This window comes from Pseudonocardia hierapolitana (genome assembly GCF_007994075.1).
GTDB classification, from domain to species: Bacteria; Actinomycetota; Actinomycetes; order Mycobacteriales; family Pseudonocardiaceae; genus Pseudonocardia; species Pseudonocardia hierapolitana.
This window is the reverse complement of record NZ_VIWU01000001.1, coordinates 3582720-3599154: the sequence shown is the minus strand read 5'-3', so window position 1 is coordinate 3599154 and position 16435 is coordinate 3582720. Positions and strand designations below refer to the sequence as shown.

At 73.3% G+C, this 16435-nt stretch carries 17 protein-coding genes and 1 pseudogene; 11 read left to right on the top strand and 7 right to left on the bottom strand.

Translation table 11 applies throughout. The features are described 5' to 3' along the window. Positions 1 to 397: 397 nt before the first annotated feature. From FHX44_RS17185 to FHX44_RS17170, 4 genes and pseudogenes are all read left to right on the top strand, one after another. Entirely contained in the window at positions 398 to 1261 is an 864-nt protein-coding gene (locus FHX44_RS17185) for a glycosyltransferase family 2 protein (protein ID WP_246170444.1), read from the top strand. Between the two features lie 29 nt (positions 1262 to 1290). Further along, a complete protein-coding gene (locus tag FHX44_RS17180; protein WP_147256714.1) occupies positions 1291 to 2304 on the top strand; it encodes a glycosyltransferase in 1014 nt (337 codons plus the stop codon). Then, a complete protein-coding gene (gene trmB / locus FHX44_RS17175; RefSeq protein ID WP_147256713.1) occupies positions 2301 to 3047 on the top strand; it encodes a tRNA (guanosine(46)-N7)-methyltransferase TrmB in 747 nt (248 codons plus the stop codon). The genes FHX44_RS17180 and trmB overlap by 4 nt, the downstream gene beginning before the upstream one ends. 28 nt (positions 3048 to 3075) lie before the next feature. Then, positions 3076 to 3372, top strand: a pseudogene (locus FHX44_RS17170) (nitric oxide synthase oxygenase); the annotation flags it as partial. A 134-nt stretch (positions 3373 to 3506) separates the two neighbouring features. Here FHX44_RS17170 and paaI read toward each other — a convergent pair. Both paaI and FHX44_RS17160 read right to left on the bottom strand, forming a co-directional pair. Continuing rightward, positions 3507 to 3932 carry a hydroxyphenylacetyl-CoA thioesterase PaaI gene (gene paaI / locus FHX44_RS17165; protein ID WP_246170442.1) on the bottom strand — a complete coding sequence of 142 codons (426 nt, stop codon included), beginning with the start codon at positions 3930 to 3932 and terminating at the stop codon, positions 3507 to 3509. A 56-nt stretch (positions 3933 to 3988) separates the two neighbouring features. After that, positions 3989 to 4405, bottom strand: coding sequence for a DUF4440 domain-containing protein (locus FHX44_RS17160; RefSeq protein WP_147256712.1), 417 nt, complete (start codon positions 4403 to 4405; stop codon positions 3989 to 3991). A 30-nt stretch (positions 4406 to 4435) separates the two neighbouring features. Here FHX44_RS17160 and FHX44_RS17155 point away from each other — a divergent pair, with 30 nt between their 5' ends. Both FHX44_RS17155 and FHX44_RS17150 read left to right on the top strand, forming a co-directional pair. Continuing rightward, the gene (locus tag FHX44_RS17155; protein ID WP_147256711.1) at positions 4436 to 5062 is read left to right on the top strand and encodes an NYN domain-containing protein; all 627 of its coding nucleotides are present in this window, start codon (positions 4436 to 4438) and stop codon (positions 5060 to 5062) included. Beyond that, positions 5059 to 6393: an amidohydrolase family protein gene (locus FHX44_RS17150; RefSeq protein WP_147256710.1), complete on the top strand. Its 1335-nt coding sequence runs from the start codon at positions 5059 to 5061 to the stop codon at positions 6391 to 6393. The genes FHX44_RS17155 and FHX44_RS17150 overlap by 4 nt, the downstream gene beginning before the upstream one ends. Positions 6394 to 6421: 28 nt before the next feature. Here the strand turns inward: FHX44_RS17150 and FHX44_RS17145 are convergent, their stop codons facing one another. Next, entirely contained in the window at positions 6422 to 6724 is a 303-nt protein-coding gene (locus FHX44_RS17145; protein WP_147256709.1) for a hypothetical protein, read from the bottom strand. A gap of 235 nt (positions 6725 to 6959) precedes the next feature. After that, a complete protein-coding gene (locus FHX44_RS17140) occupies positions 6960 to 7835 on the bottom strand; it encodes an aldo/keto reductase (protein ID WP_281287898.1) in 876 nt (291 codons plus the stop codon). A gap of 150 nt (positions 7836 to 7985) precedes the next feature. Between FHX44_RS17140 and FHX44_RS17135 the strand changes: the two genes are divergently transcribed. From FHX44_RS17135 to pcaD, 3 genes are read left to right on the top strand one after another with little or no spacing between them, the layout of a single operon-like run. Then, complete coding sequence (locus FHX44_RS17135) at positions 7986 to 8792, top strand: CoA transferase subunit A (protein WP_147256708.1); 807 nt, start codon at positions 7986 to 7988, stop codon at positions 8790 to 8792. Continuing rightward, positions 8789 to 9592, top strand: coding sequence for a CoA-transferase subunit beta (locus FHX44_RS17130; protein ID WP_147256707.1), 804 nt, complete (start codon positions 8789 to 8791; stop codon positions 9590 to 9592). Before FHX44_RS17135 ends, FHX44_RS17130 begins: the two co-directional genes overlap by 4 nt. After that, positions 9589 to 10362, top strand: a complete 774-nt coding sequence (gene pcaD, locus FHX44_RS17125; RefSeq protein ID WP_147256706.1) for a 3-oxoadipate enol-lactonase — start codon at positions 9589 to 9591, stop codon at positions 10360 to 10362. The genes FHX44_RS17130 and pcaD overlap by 4 nt, the downstream gene beginning before the upstream one ends. A gap of 27 nt (positions 10363 to 10389) precedes the next feature. On the opposite strand, the gene FHX44_RS17120 is transcribed toward pcaD, so the two are convergent. Beyond that, complete coding sequence (locus tag FHX44_RS17120; RefSeq protein ID WP_147256705.1) at positions 10390 to 11340, bottom strand: DUF6282 family protein; 951 nt, start codon at positions 11338 to 11340, stop codon at positions 10390 to 10392. A gap of 92 nt (positions 11341 to 11432) precedes the next feature. Here FHX44_RS17120 and FHX44_RS17115 point away from each other — a divergent pair, with 92 nt between their 5' ends. Next, positions 11433 to 12182: a DUF1932 domain-containing protein gene (locus FHX44_RS17115; protein WP_147256704.1), complete on the top strand. Its 750-nt coding sequence runs from the start codon at positions 11433 to 11435 to the stop codon at positions 12180 to 12182. A 55-nt stretch (positions 12183 to 12237) separates the two neighbouring features. Then, positions 12238 to 12882 (top strand): dihydrofolate reductase family protein, encoded by a 645-nt coding sequence (locus tag FHX44_RS17110; RefSeq protein WP_147256703.1) that lies wholly within the window; start codon positions 12238 to 12240, stop codon positions 12880 to 12882. A 4-nt stretch (positions 12883 to 12886) separates the two neighbouring features. On the opposite strand, the gene FHX44_RS17105 is transcribed toward FHX44_RS17110, so the two are convergent. Next, on the bottom strand, positions 12887 to 14767 hold the full coding sequence (locus FHX44_RS17105) for an elongation factor G (protein WP_147256702.1): 1881 nt from the start codon (positions 14765 to 14767) through the stop codon (positions 12887 to 12889). Positions 14768 to 15012: 245 nt separating this feature from the next. After that, on the bottom strand, positions 15013 to 16416 hold the full coding sequence (gene dnaB / locus FHX44_RS17100; protein WP_147256701.1) for a replicative DNA helicase: 1404 nt from the start codon (positions 16414 to 16416) through the stop codon (positions 15013 to 15015). Positions 16417 to 16435: the final 19 nt, after the last annotated feature.

Sequence of the window (16435 nt, the reverse complement as noted above, 5' to 3'; positions counted from 1 at the left end):
CCCGCGGATTCCGTAGCGCTACCTGGTTCAGGTCACGAAAGGATCACGACACCCTGAGGGTCCGCGGCGCGCCCTCAGCCACACCAGGAGCCCGAACGGGCACAGTGACGAAGAGGAAGAGCCGCTCCCCGCGCCGACACCCCCCCAGGGTGACGAGGTGGCGCTGGGTGCAGGACCGCGCCGCGCGGGGGCCGGCGCGGTCCACCCGGCCGAGCGAATCGAGGAAGGGGGGCAACCACTCAGCGCTTCCGCGCGTCATCAATTACGTGACCACGGTCCAGCGCACAGCGACAACCCATCGGAGCGACTGCCCGTCCGGGCGACCCGCTCCCCGTCACCCGCAACCCGCGCGGGTCGGCTTCGTTGTCCCGCTGGAGCGGACCCGTCTGGAGGATGTGTGAGCGCCGTTTCATCCGCCCGTGCGGCCGCCTACGGCGGCCCGGCTCCCTCCGAGCTGAACGCGCAACGCCCGACACGCATGCCGCGGCCGCACGCGCAGCGCAGCCGCACGCCGTTCCCCACCGTCTCGGTGATCGTCCCGACGCGCAACGAGGCCCGCAACCTCGAGATCGTGCTTCCGGCGATCGCCGCGGTGCGCCCCACCGTCCACGAGATCATCGTGGTCGACGGCAACTCCACCGACGGCACCGTGGAGACGGCCAAGCGGGTGCTGCCGTGGGTCCGGGTGATCAAGCAGACGCGCAAGGGCAAGGGCAACGCCATGGCCTGCGGGTTCGCCGCGGCCACGGGTGACGTCCTCGTCATGTTCGACGCCGACGGATCCGCCGACCCGTCCGAGATCCCGGCGTTCGTCGCGGCGCTGGTGGCGGGTGCCGACTTCGCCAAGGGCAGCCGGTTCACCCCCGGCGGCGGCAGCGACGACATCACGCTGCTGCGCAAGTCCGGCAACGCAGGGCTCAACGGTGTTGCCAACGCGCTGTTCGGCACGAGCTACACCGACCTCTGCTACGGCTACAACGCCTTCTGGGCCGACCTGCTCCCGCTGCTCGAGCTGCCTCCGATCGACGCGCCCGCGCCGGCGGACGGGATGCTCTGGGGCGACGGCTTCGAGATCGAGACCGTGCTGAACTGCCGGGTCGCCGCGGCCGGTCTGAAGATCACCGAAGTGCCGTCCATCGAGCGCCAGCGGGTCTTCGGGGACACCAACCTGCGCACCTTCGCCGACGGCGCACGGGTGCTGCGTACCCTTCTGGCCGAGCACCGGCGGGCCGACCGCCGGAAGTCCGACCGCCGCTCCTGACGCGCGGTCGCTCGGTAGGAGGAGACCCCGTGGAGAGTGCGGCCGTCACGGCGACCGTCGTGGTCTGCGTGTACACCGAGAAGCGGTGGGACGACATCGTCGCCGCCGTGGCCTCGGTCGCCGCGCAGGACGTGGCGGCGGCGGAGACCCTCGTGATCGTCGACCACAACCCGGCGCTGCTCTCGCGGGCGCAGCAGGAGTTCGGTCCGCGTGGTGTCCGGGTGCTGCCGAACGCCCACAAGCAGGGGTTGTCCGGGGCGCGCAACACGGCCATCGCCGAGGCGGTCGGCGACGTCGTGGTGTTCCTCGACGACGACGCCGCTGCCCGGCTCGGCTGGCTCGCCGCGCTCCTCGCGCCCTACGGCGACCCGGCCGTCAAGGCCGTTGGCGGCGTGGCGCACCCGCGCTGGCCGGTCAACCGGCCGCGGGTGCTGCCCGGCGCCGCGCCGTACGACCCCAACGCCACCGGCGAGCTCGACTGGATCGTCGGGTGCACGTACACCGGCCAGCCCCTCCGCCAGGCCGAGGTGCGCAACCTCATGGGCTGCAACATGTCGTTCCGACGCGAAGTGTTCGAGCGGGTCGGCGGCTTCGCCGAGGACATCGGGCGCATCGGCAAGAACCCGCTGGGCTGCGAGGAGACCGAGCTCTGCATCCGGGCCCGGCAGCACTACCAGCGGGCGGGCGAGAAGATCCGGATCCTGTTCGAGCCCGGCGCCGTCGTCGACCACCGCGTGAGCGCCGACCGCGTCGAGTGGGCCTACCTGCGGCGGCGCAGCTGGTCGGAAGGCCTGTCGAAGGCGGCCGTCTCCAAGCTCGTGGGCAGCGACGACGCCCTGTCCACCGAGCGGAGCTACGTGGCGCGGGTGCTGCCCATCGCCGTGCTGCGCGAGCTCAAGGAGGGCCGCGTGTCGTCCGCGGCCGCCGTCGTCACCGCACTGGCCTGCACCACCGCCGGCTACGTGCGCGGCAAGCTCCCCGGTGCCACGTCCGGCGTGCGGTTGCCCGCCGCCGAGGCCGCCCGCCAGCACAGCGCCGGATGAGGCCTGGGGTGGCCGAGGCACCACACCCGCCGATCCCCACCTTCGTCCACCACCGCAGCCGGCTCACCGAGGGCCAGCAGCACGCGTGGGACCGCTGGTGGCCGGAACGCGGCCGGGACGTCAGCGCCATCCTGAGCGGCGCCGAACCGTACGACCCGCCTGCCTGGTTCGGGCGCACGGCCCCGCTCGTGCTGGAGATCGGATCCGGGATGGGGGAGTCCACGGCCGCGCTCGCCGCGGCGGCCCCCGAGATCGACCACATCGCCGTCGAGGTGTACGAGCCGGGGCTCGCCCAGCTGCTGATGCGGCTCGCCGACGCGGGGCTCACCAACGTCACCCTGCTGCGCGGCGACGCCGTGGCGCTGCTGCGGGAGCAGGTGCCGCCGGCGTCGCTGGCCGGGATCCGGATCTTCTTCCCGGACCCGTGGCCCAAGCGGCGCCACCGCAAGCGCCGCCTCGTCCAGCCGGACTTCATCGCGCTCGCGGCGTCGCGGCTGGAGCCGGGCGGCTTCCTGCACCTCGCCACCGACTGGGACGACTACGCGGTGCAGATGCGCGCCGTGTGCGACGCCGAACCGGCGCTCGAGAACACCGCCGCCGGCCGGCCCGGCGGCTGGACCCCGCGCCCGGACTGGCGACCGGTCACGAAGTTCGAGCAGCGGGCGCGCCTCGAAGGGCGCACTGTGCGTGACCTCCTGTATCGGGCTCGTCACGCGGAAGCACCTCGCGACGACGGACCGTAGCCGGGTAGGAAGGTCGGGGGCCCCTGACCGGCTCGAGATCGGCGGCGTGACGTATCCCGCCGCACCGTTCAACGGCTGGTACCTCGGCACGGAGATCGGCGCGCGCAACCTCGTCGACGCCGACCGTTACGACCTCCTCCCGGTGATCGCCGAGCGGCTCGGCCTGGACACGAGTTCCGAGCGGACGCTGTGGCGCGACCGCGCGCTCGTCGAGATGGTGCGGGCCGTGCAGGACTCGTTCGACCTCGCGGGCGTGACGATGGCCGACCACCACAACGAGTCGCGCCGGTTCCTCGGCACGGCGAGTCCGACGTCTCGGCACGGCGAGTCCGACGTCTCAACACGGCGAGTCCATCGTCTCGGCACGGCGAGTCCAGCGTCCCGGCACGGCGAGTCCAGCGTCCCGGCACGGCGAGTCCGACGTTCGCGCGGGGCGAGTCCGGCGTTCGTGCAGCGCCGTCAGCCGGGCGCCGGGAGGCCGGGGACCTGGCGGGTGCGGCCACGGAACTCGGCCACCGGGTCCTCCCCGACCCGGACCGTGACGTCGTAGAGCCCCGAGCGGCCCACCCGGGCCCGCTCGACCGCCTCGGCGACGAGCTCGGCGCCCAGCGCGACGGGACGCAGGAACGTGATGTCGGCACCGGCCGCGACGGCGGACGTGCCGTAGCTGTTGGACGCGTACGCGAGCGCGGCGTCGGCCAGGAAGAACAGGTATCCACCGTGGCAGATGCCGTGCCCGTTGACGTGCCGCTCTTCGACGGTCAGCGCGACGCGGGCCCGGCCCGGCGCGACGTCGAGCAGCCGCACGCCCACCCCGCGGCCCGCGGCGTCGGCCAGCTCCATCGCCGCGGCCGTCCCCCGGGCGACCTCGAGCTCATCGGCCATGTTGGATCGCCTCCGCTTCGCTCCGGCGGGCTCGCGGGCCTCCGCGGCACCGCCGCTCACCGGGTATCGATCCACGTCTCGTGCAGGTGCCGCGAGCGCAGGCCGTGCGGCGCGGAGGTGTGCGGCTCCAGCAGCACGGTGCTGCGCCGGCCCGACCGGCCCGCCGGACCGTCCTGCCATTCCTCGTACGTCACGACGACACCACCGGCGTCGGCATGGACGAGCGCGACCTCTGAGATGCGGATCCGCAGACCGGGAGCGGTGCCGTGCGCGCCTTCGAAGCCGGGCAGGAGCTCGTCCCTGCGCAGCAGCGCGCCGTCCGGCGCGACCATCGTGAACTCCGGCGAGTGCGCGTCGACGAAGGCGGCGAACGCCTCGGCCGTGCGCGGGGCGCGGCCGGTGAGCCAGTCCTCGATGACCCGGTGCAGGCCGTCGATCTGGGCGGCACAGCGGTCGCGCAGCTCGTCCATCACCGCTGGATGCTATCCGGATAGGGTCGTCCGATGATCCCGACCGGGACGGTGCCCCCGGCACCGCGCGCGCTCCTCGTGTGGGATGCGCCGAACATGGACATGAGCCTCGGCTCGCTGCTCGGGGCTCGCCCCACCGCGGCGTTCCGGCCGCGGTTCGACGCCGTGGGACGCTGGCTGCTCGAGCTCGCCGGGCCGGACTCGGTGGCGGAGGCCACCGTGTTCACCAACGTGGCGCCGGGCAGCACCGAGGTGGTCCGGCCATGGGTCGAGGCGCTGCGCAACGTGGGCTTCGCGGTGTTCGCGAAACCGAAGCTCACCGAGGACTCCGACGTGGACGACGACATGCTCGCCCACATCAGCCTGCGCGCCTCGGAAGGCGCCCTGCGGCACCTCGTGGTCGCGTCCGGCGACGGCCGCGCGTTCCGCGAGCCGCTGGAGGAGCTCGACGCCGCGGGCACGGCCGTCACGGTCATCGGGTTCCGCGAGCACGCGAGCTTCGCGCTCAACTCCGAGGTGATCGAGTTCGTCGACCTGGAGGACATCGACGGGGTGTTCCGAGAGCCGCTCCCACGCATCACGCTCGACAGCCTGCCCGACACCGGGGCGTGGCTGCCGCCGTTCCGCTCGCTGCGCTCGCTGCTGGAGCCACGCCGATGACGGCCATCCGGCTCGTCGCGCCGGTGGTGCTGCCGTGCGACCCCGGCTGCTCGGTGCTGCGCGACGCCGTGGTGGACGTCGACGCCGACGGCAGGATCGCCTACGTCGGCCCGCGGGCGAGCGCGCCTGCCGGCGCGGGCCCCGTGCGGATGCTGCCGGGCGCGCTGCTCCCCGGCCTGGTGAACACCCACGCGCACACGCCCATGATCGCGCTGCGGGGCATGGGCGGGGACCTCCCGCTGATGCGCTGGCTGCAGGACGTGATGTGGCCGGCCGAGGGTCGGCTCGATGCGGACGACGTGCACGTCGCCATGACGTCCGGCTGCATCGAGCTGCTGCGCACCGGCTGCACGACGAGCGTCGAGATGTACTTCTTCACCGACGCGGTGATCGACGCGGTGTCGACCGTCGGGTCCCGGGTGGTGCTGACCCCGGGGATCATCGCCGCGCCGGGATGGGATCGCCTCGGCACCTGGGAGCAGATGCGTGACGACGTCTCAGCCCGGATCGACGCGATCGGCGTCCGGTCCGGGCCCGGGAAGCGGATCGAGCTCGGCTACGGCCCGCACGCGGCGTACACGCTCCCGCCCCACGCGCTCGCGTCGGTGGCCGAGCACGCCCGCGCCCGCGACGCGCTGATGCACATCCACGTGGCCGAGACCGTGGAGGAGGATCAGGCCCAGCGGGCGTCGCACGGGTCGGTGCCCGCCCTGCTCGACGAGGTCGGCGCGCTCGGCGGCCGGGTCCTCGCCGCCCACGGCGTGCACCTCTCCGAGGCCGACATCGCCCTGCTCGCCTCCCGAGGCGCCGCAGTCGCCCACTGCCCGGGATCCAACGCCAAGCTCGCCGCAGGCATCGCCCGCGTGACGGCGCTGCGGCGGGCCGGGATCCGGGTCGGCCTCGGGACCGACGGCCCCGCGTCCGGCGACGACCTCGACATGTGGGCCGAGGCCCGCCTCGCCGGCCTGCTCGCCCGCGTGGGCAGCGGGGACGCCGCCGCCCTCACGGCGGCCGAGCTGCTGCTGATGTCCACCCGGGACGGCGCCGCCGCCATCGGCCGCGCCGACATCGGCGCCCTCGAAGCGGGGCGCTGGGCCGACCTCGTGCACGTGGACCTGGACGACCCGGCCTTCGTCGCTCCCGAGGACGACCCCCAGCTGCTGTCGAACCTGGTGTGGGCCGGGGGGTCCCGCCTGGTGCGGGACGTGTGGGTCGCCGGGGAGCAGGTGCTCGCCGACGGCGAGCCGACCCGGGTGGACCGGCGGGCCGCCACGGTCGCCCTGCGGGACGTGGCGGCCCGGCTCCGCGGCCCCCACCCCGCCCGGACGTGAGTCCCGCGCACCTCGGACCAGCGGGGGCCTAGCGGACGCGGTGGTGGCGACCCGTCTCGGGCAGCTCGCGGCAGCGACGCGTCGACGCGGGGGGCTGGACGGGGATCGGCGCGGTGAGCGGGTCGCGGTGGAACTCGTCGACCGGATCGGCCGAGTAGGCCTGTTCGTGCTGGCGACTGCGCCAGCCGCGCCGCGTCAGTGCGTGGAAGATCGGCGTCAGCGCGGCTTCCTCGCTGTAGGAGTGGCGGCCGGAAGCCGGTCCCCACTCCTCGTCCGCGTTCGGATAGCGGGTGGCCGCCCACCAGTCGAGGTCCGTCACAATCTCGGACACACGTCACCTCCGTCGTGATCCCCATGCGCCGTCGATTCCCGCATGCGGCCCCCTACCGGCAGGGCCGTCCGGCGCATCTACCACCCACAACGGGGACACCCGGGCGGGGAAACGGCTGGATCACGCCCGTTACCGGGGCACGAGCCGATTCCGCTCGATCGGGTGGATCCGGCGCGTCGCGACGCTCTCCCGAGTAACGGGCACCACGCGCAGTCTCCGCCGCGGCGCGCCGAGATCAGGCCGCGGTGTCGAGCTCGTCGACGGTGTCGAGGTCCAGCGGGAGGGCCGCCGCGCGGACGTTCTCCTCCAGGTGCCCGACATCGCCGGTGCCCGGGATCGGCAGCATCACCGACGAGCGCTGAAGCAACCAGGCGAGCGCGACCTGTGCCGGGGTGGCGCCGAGCCGCTGTGCCGTCCCGTCCAGCGCGCCACCGGGCTCCGCCAACCGTCCGGCCGCGATCGGCGCCCACGGGATGAAGCCGATGCCTTGCTCGGTGCAGAAGCGCAGCACGTCGTCGCTGCTGCGGTCGGCGATGTTGTACCGGTTCTGCACGGTGGCGACGTCGACCACGAGGCGGGCGGCCTCGATCTGGTCGACCCCGACCTCGGACAGGCCGACGGCGGCCACCTTGCCCACCGACTGCAGCTCGGCGAGCGCGCCGAACTGCTCGTCGGCGGGCACCTGCGGGTCGACGCGGTGCAGCTGGAACAGGTCGATCCGCTCGACGCCGAGCTTGCGCAGGCTCTGGTCGCACTGCTGGCGCAGGTACTCGGGCCTGCCGTAGGCGTGCCACTCGTCGGGACCGGTGCGCAGCAGGCCGGCCTTCGTGGCGATCGTCAGGCCGTCGTAGGGGTGCAGCGCCTCGCGCAGGAGTTCCTCGGCCACGTCGGGGCCGTAGGAGTCGGCGGTGTCGAACAGGTCGACCCCGAGGTCGGCCGCACGTCGCAGCACGGCCACGGCGGCGTCGCGATCGGCGGGCGGTCCCCACACGCCCGGGCCGGTGAGCCGCATCGTGCCGAAGCCGAGACGGTGGACCGGGCGGCCCTGCTCGCCGCCCAGGCTGAAGCGGCCGGATGCGGCGGCGGGGCGGGTGTCGGAGAGGGTGCTCACCCCGCACACCATTGCACCGGCCCTTGCCGGACCGCCGCAGAACGTGACAGGCGCCTCGCCCAGCGTCATGGGGATCACCCGCTGGTGCCACACGCAGGAATGGGAGCGTCCTCGATTGCCGGGTCCGGGCAGGCGCACTACCGTTCCGGCGTGGCCAAGATCGTGCCGTTGCCGCAGGCCGTGTCGGAGCTCGTGCACGACGGGGACACCGTCGCCCTCGAGGGTTTCACGCACCTGATCCCGTTCGCCGCTGGTCACGAGATCATTCGCCAGCACCGGCGAGACCTCACGCTCGTGCGGATGACCCCCGACCTCATCTACGACCAGATGATCGGCGCCGGCTGCGCGTCTCGGCTGGTGTTCTCCTGGGGCGGCAACCCCGGCGTCGGGTCGCTGCACCGGATGCGCGACGCGCTCGCCACCGGCTGGCCCGTCCCGCTCGAGATCGAGGAGCACAGCCACGCCGGCATGGCCAACCGGTACGTGGCAGGCGCCTCCGGGCTGCCGTTCGCGGTGCTCCGCGGCTACAGCGGCACCGATCTGCCCCACCACACCGACACGATCTCCACCGTGCAGTGCCCGTTCACGGGCGAACGGCTGGCCGCCGTCGCCGCGCTCAACCCCGACGTCGCGATCGTGCACGCCCAGCGCGCCGACCGCGACGGCAACGTCCAGCTGTGGGGCATCACGGGCGTGCAGAAGGAGGCCGTGCTCGCGGCCCGCCGTTCGCTCGCCACCGTCGAGGAGATCGTCGACGAGCTGACGCCGGTGCCGGGGGCCGTGGTGCTGCCCGGGTGGGTGCTCGACGCCGTGGCGACGGCTCCGGGAGGCGCGGCGCCGTCGTACGCACACGGGTACTACGAGCGCGACAACGCCGCGTACCGGGCCTGGGACGCGATCAGCCGCGACCGGGAGGCGTTCCTGCGCTGGCGACGCACGATCGAGGAGGCGGCATGACCGGCACCGCGGAGCCCGTGGCCGGAACGCAGTCGGCGACGACCTGGAGCGCCGACGAGATGATGAGCATCGCGGCTTCCCGCGCCCTGCGCGACGGGCAGGCCTGCTTCGTCGGGATCGGCCTGCCGTCCACGGCCGCCAACCTCGCCCGCAGGCTGCACGCCCCGCGGCTGGTGCTCATCTACGAGTCGGGCACCCTCGACACCACGCCGGCGGAGCTGCCGCTCTCCATCGGCGACGGCATCCTCGCCGACTCCGCGCTCACCGTCGTCAGCGTCCCGGAGATCTTCAACTACTGGCTGCAGCCGGGCCGCATCGACGTCGGGTTCCTCTCCGGCGCCCAGATCGACCGGCTCGGAAACATCAACACGACCGTGATCGGCGAGTACGACGAGCCGGCCGTCCGCCTGCCCGGCTCGGGAGGCGCTCCCGAGATCGCCGCCTCGTGCCGCGAGGTGATCGTCGTGATGCGGCACCGGCTGCGGGCGTTCGTCGAGCAGGTCGACTTCGTGACCTCCGTCGGGCACGGCAGCGGGCGAGGCGACCGGGAGCTGCTCGGGCTGCGCGGGGCCGGCCCCGTCCGCGTGATCACCGATCTCGGCGTCCTCGAACCGGACCCGGACACGGCCGAGCTGGTGCTCACCGCGCTGCACCAGGGCGTGACGGTGGAGCAGGTGCGGGCCGAGACCGGGTGGCCGCTGCAGGTCGCCGCCGATCTGGTCATCACCGCGCCGCCCAGCACGACCGAGCTGGAGACGCTGCGCTCCATGCGCACCGTCGGCGAGAAGGGGACCTCGTGAGCGTCGAGCTGCACCACGTCGACGAGGGGCCGCGCGACGCGCCCGCGCTCGTGCTGTCCGGGTCGCTCGGTTCCACGCTGGACATGTGGCGGCCGCAGGTCGCGCCGCTCACGGAGCGGTTCCGGGTGATCCGGGTGGACCACCGCGGGCACGGCGGCTCCCCGGTGCCGCCCGGCCCGTACGTGATCGCCGACCTCGCGGGCGACGTGCTCGCCCTGCTCGACCGGCTCGGCCTGGAGCGGGTGGCGTGGTGCGGGCTGTCGATGGGCGGGATGATCGGGATGTACCTGGGGTCCGAGGCGCCCGAACGGGTCTCGAGCCTCACCCTGTGCTGCACCTCCTCGAACTTCCCCGACACCACGGTCTGGAAGGAGCGCATCGCGGCGGTCTCCTCCGGCGGCACCGCACCGCTCGCGGAGGGCATCGTGTCGCGGTGGTTCACGCCCGGCTGGGCCGCGGCGCACCCGGACGCGGTCGCCGAGGCGGCGGCGTGGGTCGCGGGCACCCCGGACGACGGCTACCTCGCCTGCTGCCAGGCGCTGGAGGTGTGGGACCACCGCGACCGGCTCGGCGCGATCACGGCGCCCACGCTGGTGATCGCCGGTTCCGCCGACCCGTCCACGCCCGTGGAACCGCACGCACGCACGATCGTCGAGGGCATCCCCGGCGCGCGGCTGGAGGTGCTGGAGGCCGCCCACCTCGCCACGATCGAGGCCGCCGACGAGGCGACGAGGCTGATCGAGGAGCACGTGGCCGCTCACCCGGCCTGAGATCGCAGCAGCGGCGGCGAGGCCAGGTCACGGCGGATCCGCGGGCGCGTCGGGCAGCGGATCGGCACCGGCCAGCCTGCGGCTGTTGTGGACGGTCATCAGCCGCACCTCGTCGTCGGTGAACCCGGCGGCCAGCAGGCGGTCGGCGGCCAGCGCGAGCCCGTCCTCGACCGGCGGGTTGAACGGCTGGCCCAGGTCGCTCGAGATCACCGAGTGGCGCGGCCCGACCTCGCGGATGTTCCCCAGCCACACGTCCCAGGACACCTTGCCGGTGTACGGGGTTGTGTAACAACGTTCCAGCACGGCGCCCTTCGCCGCGAGCGCGCGCTGGCGCTGCACGCCGATGCGTTGCGAGGTGAACTCCGGGTGCGTGACGACGATCCGCCGCACGCCTTCGTCGAGCGCGGCGTCGATGACCGCCGCCGACTCGTCCTGGTGCAGGTGCCCGGTGGCGAGCGTCATGTCGTGCTTGGCGACGAGCCGCAGAACCTGCCGCGTGCGCTCCAGCACCTCGCCATCCGGGTCCAGCACGTCCACCGGATCGGCGGCCATGCCGGCCGCGGCGAGGTCGGCCTGCAGTTGCGCCCACATCGGCGGTTTCGCACCCTCTGGCTCCTCGGCCAGGCAGGAGCGCTGGTTGGCGCTGTCCACGGTGGGCAGCCACACGAACCGCGCTCCCCCGCGGCCGGCGATCTCCACCGCGATCGGGTTGAGCCCGCCGACGGAGGCGTTGAGCGTGATGGCCCCGAGCGCGTCGACGCCGGGATGGGCCCGCCGGACCACCTCCGCCCGTTCCGCGGTGGGTGCGTAGTGCGACTTGAGGACGAAGCCCGCCATGCCGACGGCCGCGAACCGCTCCGCGAGGGTGACGTCGTCGATCCGCCGTCGCATCACGTCGGGCGCGACGTGGATGTGCACGTCGTAGGCACCGCGCACCAGCTCGCGAGCGTGGGCCGATGGGCGTGGATGGCCGGTCATGGATCTCCTTCGCTGCAACCGCCGCCCGAATTGTCGACAATCATGGCGGCAGCATCAAGGCGGTCCGTCGTGCCGCCGAGGAGAGGAAGCCCATGACCGCAACGATCGCCGTGCTCGGCCTGGGCGAGGCCGGCGGCGCGCTGGCCCGCGACCTGTTCGCGGCGGGCGCCGTGGTGCGGGGCTACGACCCCGCCGTCCCCGCGACGGACGGCGTGCTCGACACGGGTTCCGAGGCCGAGGCCGCCGAGGGCGCCGACGTCGTGCTGAGCGTGAACAGCGCGTCCGCCGCTGTCGACGCGCTGACCGCCGGGGTCGGCGCCGCCGCGATGTGGGCCGACCTCAACACGGCGTCCCCCGGGACGAAGCGTCGGCTCGCCGAGATCGCGGCGGCCCACGGGGTGCCGTTCGCCGACGTGGCGATCATGGCGCCGGTCCCGGGGCACGGGCTGCGGGTGCCGATGCTCGCCACGGGAGAGGGCGCCATGCGCGTGGCGGAGATCCTGCGTCCGTTCGGCGCGTCGGTCGAGGTCATGGCCGGGCCGGCCGGGCTGGCGGCCGAACGCAAGCTGCTGCGGAGCGTGTTCTTCAAGGGGATGTCGGCCGCTGTGGTCGAGGCCCTGACCGCGGCCCGGGCCGCGGGGTGCGAGGACTGGCTCCGGGGGCTCATCGAGAACGAGCTCACGCGTGCCGACGCCACCACGGTGGAGCGGCTGGTCACCGGGTCCTACCGGCACGCGGTGCGCCGCACGGCGGAGATGGCGGCGGCCGCCTCGATGCTCGACGAGCTCGGCGTTCCCGCCGACGTCGCGAGGGCGGCCCGGGACCACCTCAGCCGACTGTGACGGCCATCACTCAGCTGCCGTGACAAGAGCCCTGCCCCGGCTCCGACCTCTTCGCGTGGAGCAACTGCTGAGAGTCCAGAACTTCAACGTCTCGCGGGACGGGTTCGGCGCGGGCGAGCGCCAGAGCCTCGAGAGGCCGTTCGGTCATGCCGACCCGGGCGACATGTTCGCCTGGGCCGGCGCCACGGCGAGCTGGCCCATGCGCACCGACCCCGGCGGAAGCCGGGGCCTCGACGACTACCTCACCCGGGACTACGCCAACAACATCGGTGCCGAGATCATGGGCCGCAACAAGTTCGGCCCGCTGCGCGGCCCGTGGCGCGACCACGACTGGCGTGGCTGGTGGGGCGACGAGCCCCCGTTCCGCACGCCGGTGTTCGTGCTGACCCACCACGAACGCCCCTCGTTCACCCTCTCCGACACCACGTTCCACTTCGTCGACGGCGACCCGGCCGCCGTCCTCGAGCAGGCGCGGGAGGCGGCCTGCGGCAAGGACGTCCGGCTCGGTGGCGGCCCCACCACCATCCGGGAGTTCCTCGACGCCGACCTCGTCGACACCATGCACGTGGCGGTCTCACAGGTGGAGCTCGGATCCGGGGTGCGGCTCTGGGAGTCGCCCGACGAGCTGCTCGACCGCTTCCACCTCGAGATCGTGCCCAGCCCGAGCGGCGTGACGCACCACCTGTTCTGGCGGAGGTGATTCCTCAGGTGAGACCCACGCCCGCGGCCGGCTGATCGGCCGAGGGACGGGTCCACCACACCGCCTCTCCACGGGTGAGGCCGGGGAGGCTGCGCTGCACCGCGTCCGTCCGGCGGGCCGGAACGGTGCCCCTGAGCCGCCACCGGCCGGCGTCGCCGGCGGTCTCCGCGATGCGCGCCCCGAGCGCGGTGATGCGCGAGGCGACCTCGCTGAGCACGTCGGCCGGGATCTCCAGCTCGAACGCGTGGTACGGCTCGTACACCTGCGTGCCCGCGCGTTCCAGTGCCGTGGCCAGCACCACCGCGGTCAGGCCTCGGAAGTCGGCGGCCACGCTCATCGGGGCGAGGAAGCCGGAGCGGACGAGCGTGACCCGGCAGTCGGTCACGGACCACCCCTGCGGTCCCTGCCTGCTCGCGAGGTGCACGGTCTCCTCGATGGCGGTGTGGAACGCGCGCGGGAGCGCCCCGAGCTCGGTCACGTACCGGAACGTCACACCGCTGTCGCGGGGCCCCGGCTCGACGCGCAGGCCGACCGTCGCCCAGAAGCGGCCGAGCGCAGGCCCGCGCCGTCCGAACTCCTCGACGGCCTCGCCCACGCCGACCGGCCGCTCGACGCACTCGATCCGGCTCGGCGTGAAGTCCGCCTCGACGCCGTGCTCGACGGTGAGCCGCTCCGCGATGACCTCCTTCTGCACCTCGCCGTACAGCAGCACCTCGGTGGCGCCGCCCGGGACCACCTGCGCGTGGATCAGCGGGTCCTCGTCCGCGAGGCTCATGAGCGCCGCGTGCAGGCGGCCCGCATCGGCCGGGTCGCGTGGCTGCACGGCCGTGCGCAGCGTCGGGCGGGCGAAACGCGGGCCTTCCTCGTCACCGTCCAGGCCGATCCGGTCACCCACCTTCGGTTCCAGGCCGCCCAGCCGGCCGATGTCACCGGCCGACAGCCGTGCGGTGCCGTTCCGCCCGATCACCCGGAGGGACGTCACCTGCGCCTCCCGCTCCTCGCAGCCGCCGTCCCGGTGGCGCCTGTGGATCACGACGTGCTGCCGCGGCCGCACCTCTCCCGCGAAGAGCCGCAGGTAGGCGAGCTTCTCCCCGGACGGCGTCCGCTCGACGGCGAACACGGTGCCCTGCGGCTCGGCCGCGGCCACCACCGGTGCGGGCCGGAGCAGCCGCACGATCCCGTCGAGCAGCGCCGGGATGCCCGCACCGCTCACCGCGGAACCCGCGTACAGCGGGTGGACCCGCCCGGCGGCGGTACCGGCCGCCAGCGCGTCCACGACCTCGGCGGTCGTCAGCGGCGGGCCGTCCACGACGCGGGCGAGCACGCGGTCGTCGGCCTCGGCGAGCGCCTCCACGATCTCGGGCGCGTCGAGCGGCTCCGCGAGCGCAGCAGCCACCCGCGTCCCGAGGCCGCTGGTTCTCGTCATCCTGATCGGATTCGGGGCGATCGTTCGCCTGACCTCGGCGAGCAGCTCCTCGTGCCGCGCGCCGCGGCGGTCGATCTTGTTGACGAACAGCAGGGTGGGCAGCCGCATGTCCCACACCGTGCGCATCAGCACCCGCGTCTGCGCCTGCACCCCCTCGACGGCGGAGAGAACGAGCACCACCCCGTCGAGCACGCCGAGCGCGCGCTCGACCTCCGCGATGAAGTCCGGGTGGCCCGGGGTGTCGATGAGGTTGACCTGGGTGGTGCCGACCGTGAAAGCCGCCACCGCTGAGCGGACGGTGATCCCGCGCTGCCGCTCGATGGCGCCGGTGTCGGTCTGGGTGTCGCCGCCATCGACACTGCCGAGGCGCGCGATGGCGCCGGTGTCGAAGAGCAGGCGCTCGGTGAGGCTGGTCTTACCGGCGTCGACGTGAGCGAGAATCCCGATGTTGAGGGGCATGGGCGACGAAGTCCTCGAATACCACGGAGCGATGGGGACGCTGGGGTGTTCCGAGGAGTTCGCGCATCGGGGGGCTCCGGTCGCCGGGAACGAGGACGCCGGTGATCGTCACCACCCGCATCGGGTGGTGCAACCGATTTCGGGCGCCTTACCGCGGGAGGGCTGGGTCTCCGGCAAGCGCCTTCGTGACCGCGGCCTCGTGGGCGAGCAGGGTGTCGACCACGAATCGGCGCTCCGCCGGCGCGTCAGCCGTGGGCCAGGTCGGAGAAGCGGCTGTAGTGCAGCTGGTGGGCCACCGTGATGGTGCTCGTGGGCCCGTTCCGGTGCTTGGCCAGGATCAGGTCGGCCTCGCCCGCCCGCGGGTCGTCGCGCTCGAACGCATCGGGGCGGTGCAGCAGGATCACCATGTCGGCGTCCTGCTCGATCGACCCGGACTCACGCAGGTCGGACAGCTGCGGGCGCTTGTCGGTGCGCTGTTCGGGGCCACGGTTCAGCTGGCTCATCGCCACGACCGGCACCTCCAGCTCCTTCGCGAGGAGCTTGATCTGCCGGGAGAACTCCGACACCTCCTGCTGCCGGGACTCGACCTTGCGGCCGGACGTCATCAGCTGCAGGTAGTCGAGGATGACGAGCTTGAGGTCGTGGCGCTGCTTGAGCCGCCGCGCCTTGGCGCGGATCTCCATCAGCGTGAGGTTGGGCGAGTCGTCGATGAACAGCGGCGCCTCGCTGATCTCACTCATGCGCCGCGCCATGCGCGTCCAGTCGTCGTCGCTCATCCGGCCGGCGCGCATGTCGGCCAGCCGGATCCGCGCCTCGGCCGACAGCAGGCGCATGACGATCTCGGACTTGCTCATCTCCAGCGAGAACACGACGCTCGTGAGGCCGTGCTTCACCGAGCACGACCTGGCGAAATCCAGCCCCAGGGTCGACTTCCCGAGACCGGGCCGCGCCGCCACGACGATCATCTGGCCGGGGTGCAGGCCGTTGGTGACGGCGTCGAGGTCGGCGAAGCCGGTGGGCACGCCGAGGGCCACGCCGCCGCGCGATGCGATGGCGTCGATCTCGTCCATCGTGGGCTGCAGCAGCTCCTCGAGCGGGACGAAGTCCTCGCTGGTGCTCCGCTCGGTGACCTCGTAGATCGCCGCCTGCGCGCGGTCGACGACGTCGTTGACCTCGGCTCCGTCGGCGCCGTGGTAGCCGAGCTGCACGATGCGCGTGCCCGCCTCGACGAGCCGGCGGAGGATCGCCTTCTCGGCGACGATCTCGGCGTAGTAGGCCGCGTTGGCGGCCGTGGGCACCGTCGCGATCAGCGTGTGCAGGTAGGGCGCGCCGCCGAGCCGGATCAGCTCGCCGCGGCGCTGCAGCTCCGCGGACACGGTGACGGCGTCGGCGGGCTCACCCCGGCCGTACAGGTCGAGGATGCAGTCGTAGACCGTCTGGTGGGCCGGCTTGTAGAAGTCGTCGGGCCGCAGGATCTCGACGACGTCGGCGATGGCGTCCTTGGACAGGAGCATGCCGCCGAGCACCGACTGCTCGGCCGTGAGGTCCTGCGGGGGCTGCCGGTCGAACACACCGTTCGTGTCAGGCCCCTCGCCCGCGGGGCGGACCGGACGCGGTCTCCCCGCCGGACGGTCGTCAGCCAGAGCCATACGTAGCGTCACCCCCTGC

Bases quoted from the DNA above. Each gene is read 5' to 3' on its own strand.
- trmB (WP_147256713.1), top strand. From the start codon at position 2,301: ATGAGGCCTGGGGTGGCCGAGGCACCACACCCGCCGATCCCCACCTTC.
- paaI (WP_246170442.1), bottom strand. From the start codon at position 3,932: ATGGCCGATGAGCTCGAGGTCGCCCGGGGGACGGCCGCGGCGATGGAG.
- FHX44_RS17155 (WP_147256711.1), top strand. From the start codon at position 4,436: ATGATCCCGACCGGGACGGTGCCCCCGGCACCGCGCGCGCTCCTCGTG.
- FHX44_RS17150 (WP_147256710.1), top strand. From the start codon at position 5,059: ATGACGGCCATCCGGCTCGTCGCGCCGGTGGTGCTGCCGTGCGACCCC.
- FHX44_RS17130 (WP_147256707.1), top strand. From the start codon at position 8,789: ATGACCGGCACCGCGGAGCCCGTGGCCGGAACGCAGTCGGCGACGACC.
- FHX44_RS17120 (WP_147256705.1), bottom strand. From the start codon at position 11,340: ATGACCGGCCATCCACGCCCATCGGCCCACGCTCGCGAGCTGGTGCGC.
- FHX44_RS17115 (WP_147256704.1), top strand. From the start codon at position 11,433: ATGACCGCAACGATCGCCGTGCTCGGCCTGGGCGAGGCCGGCGGCGCG.
- FHX44_RS17105 (WP_147256702.1), bottom strand. From the start codon at position 14,767: ATGCCCCTCAACATCGGGATTCTCGCTCACGTCGACGCCGGTAAGACC.
- dnaB (WP_147256701.1), bottom strand. From the start codon at position 16,416: ATGGCTCTGGCTGACGACCGTCCGGCGGGGAGACCGCGTCCGGTCCGC.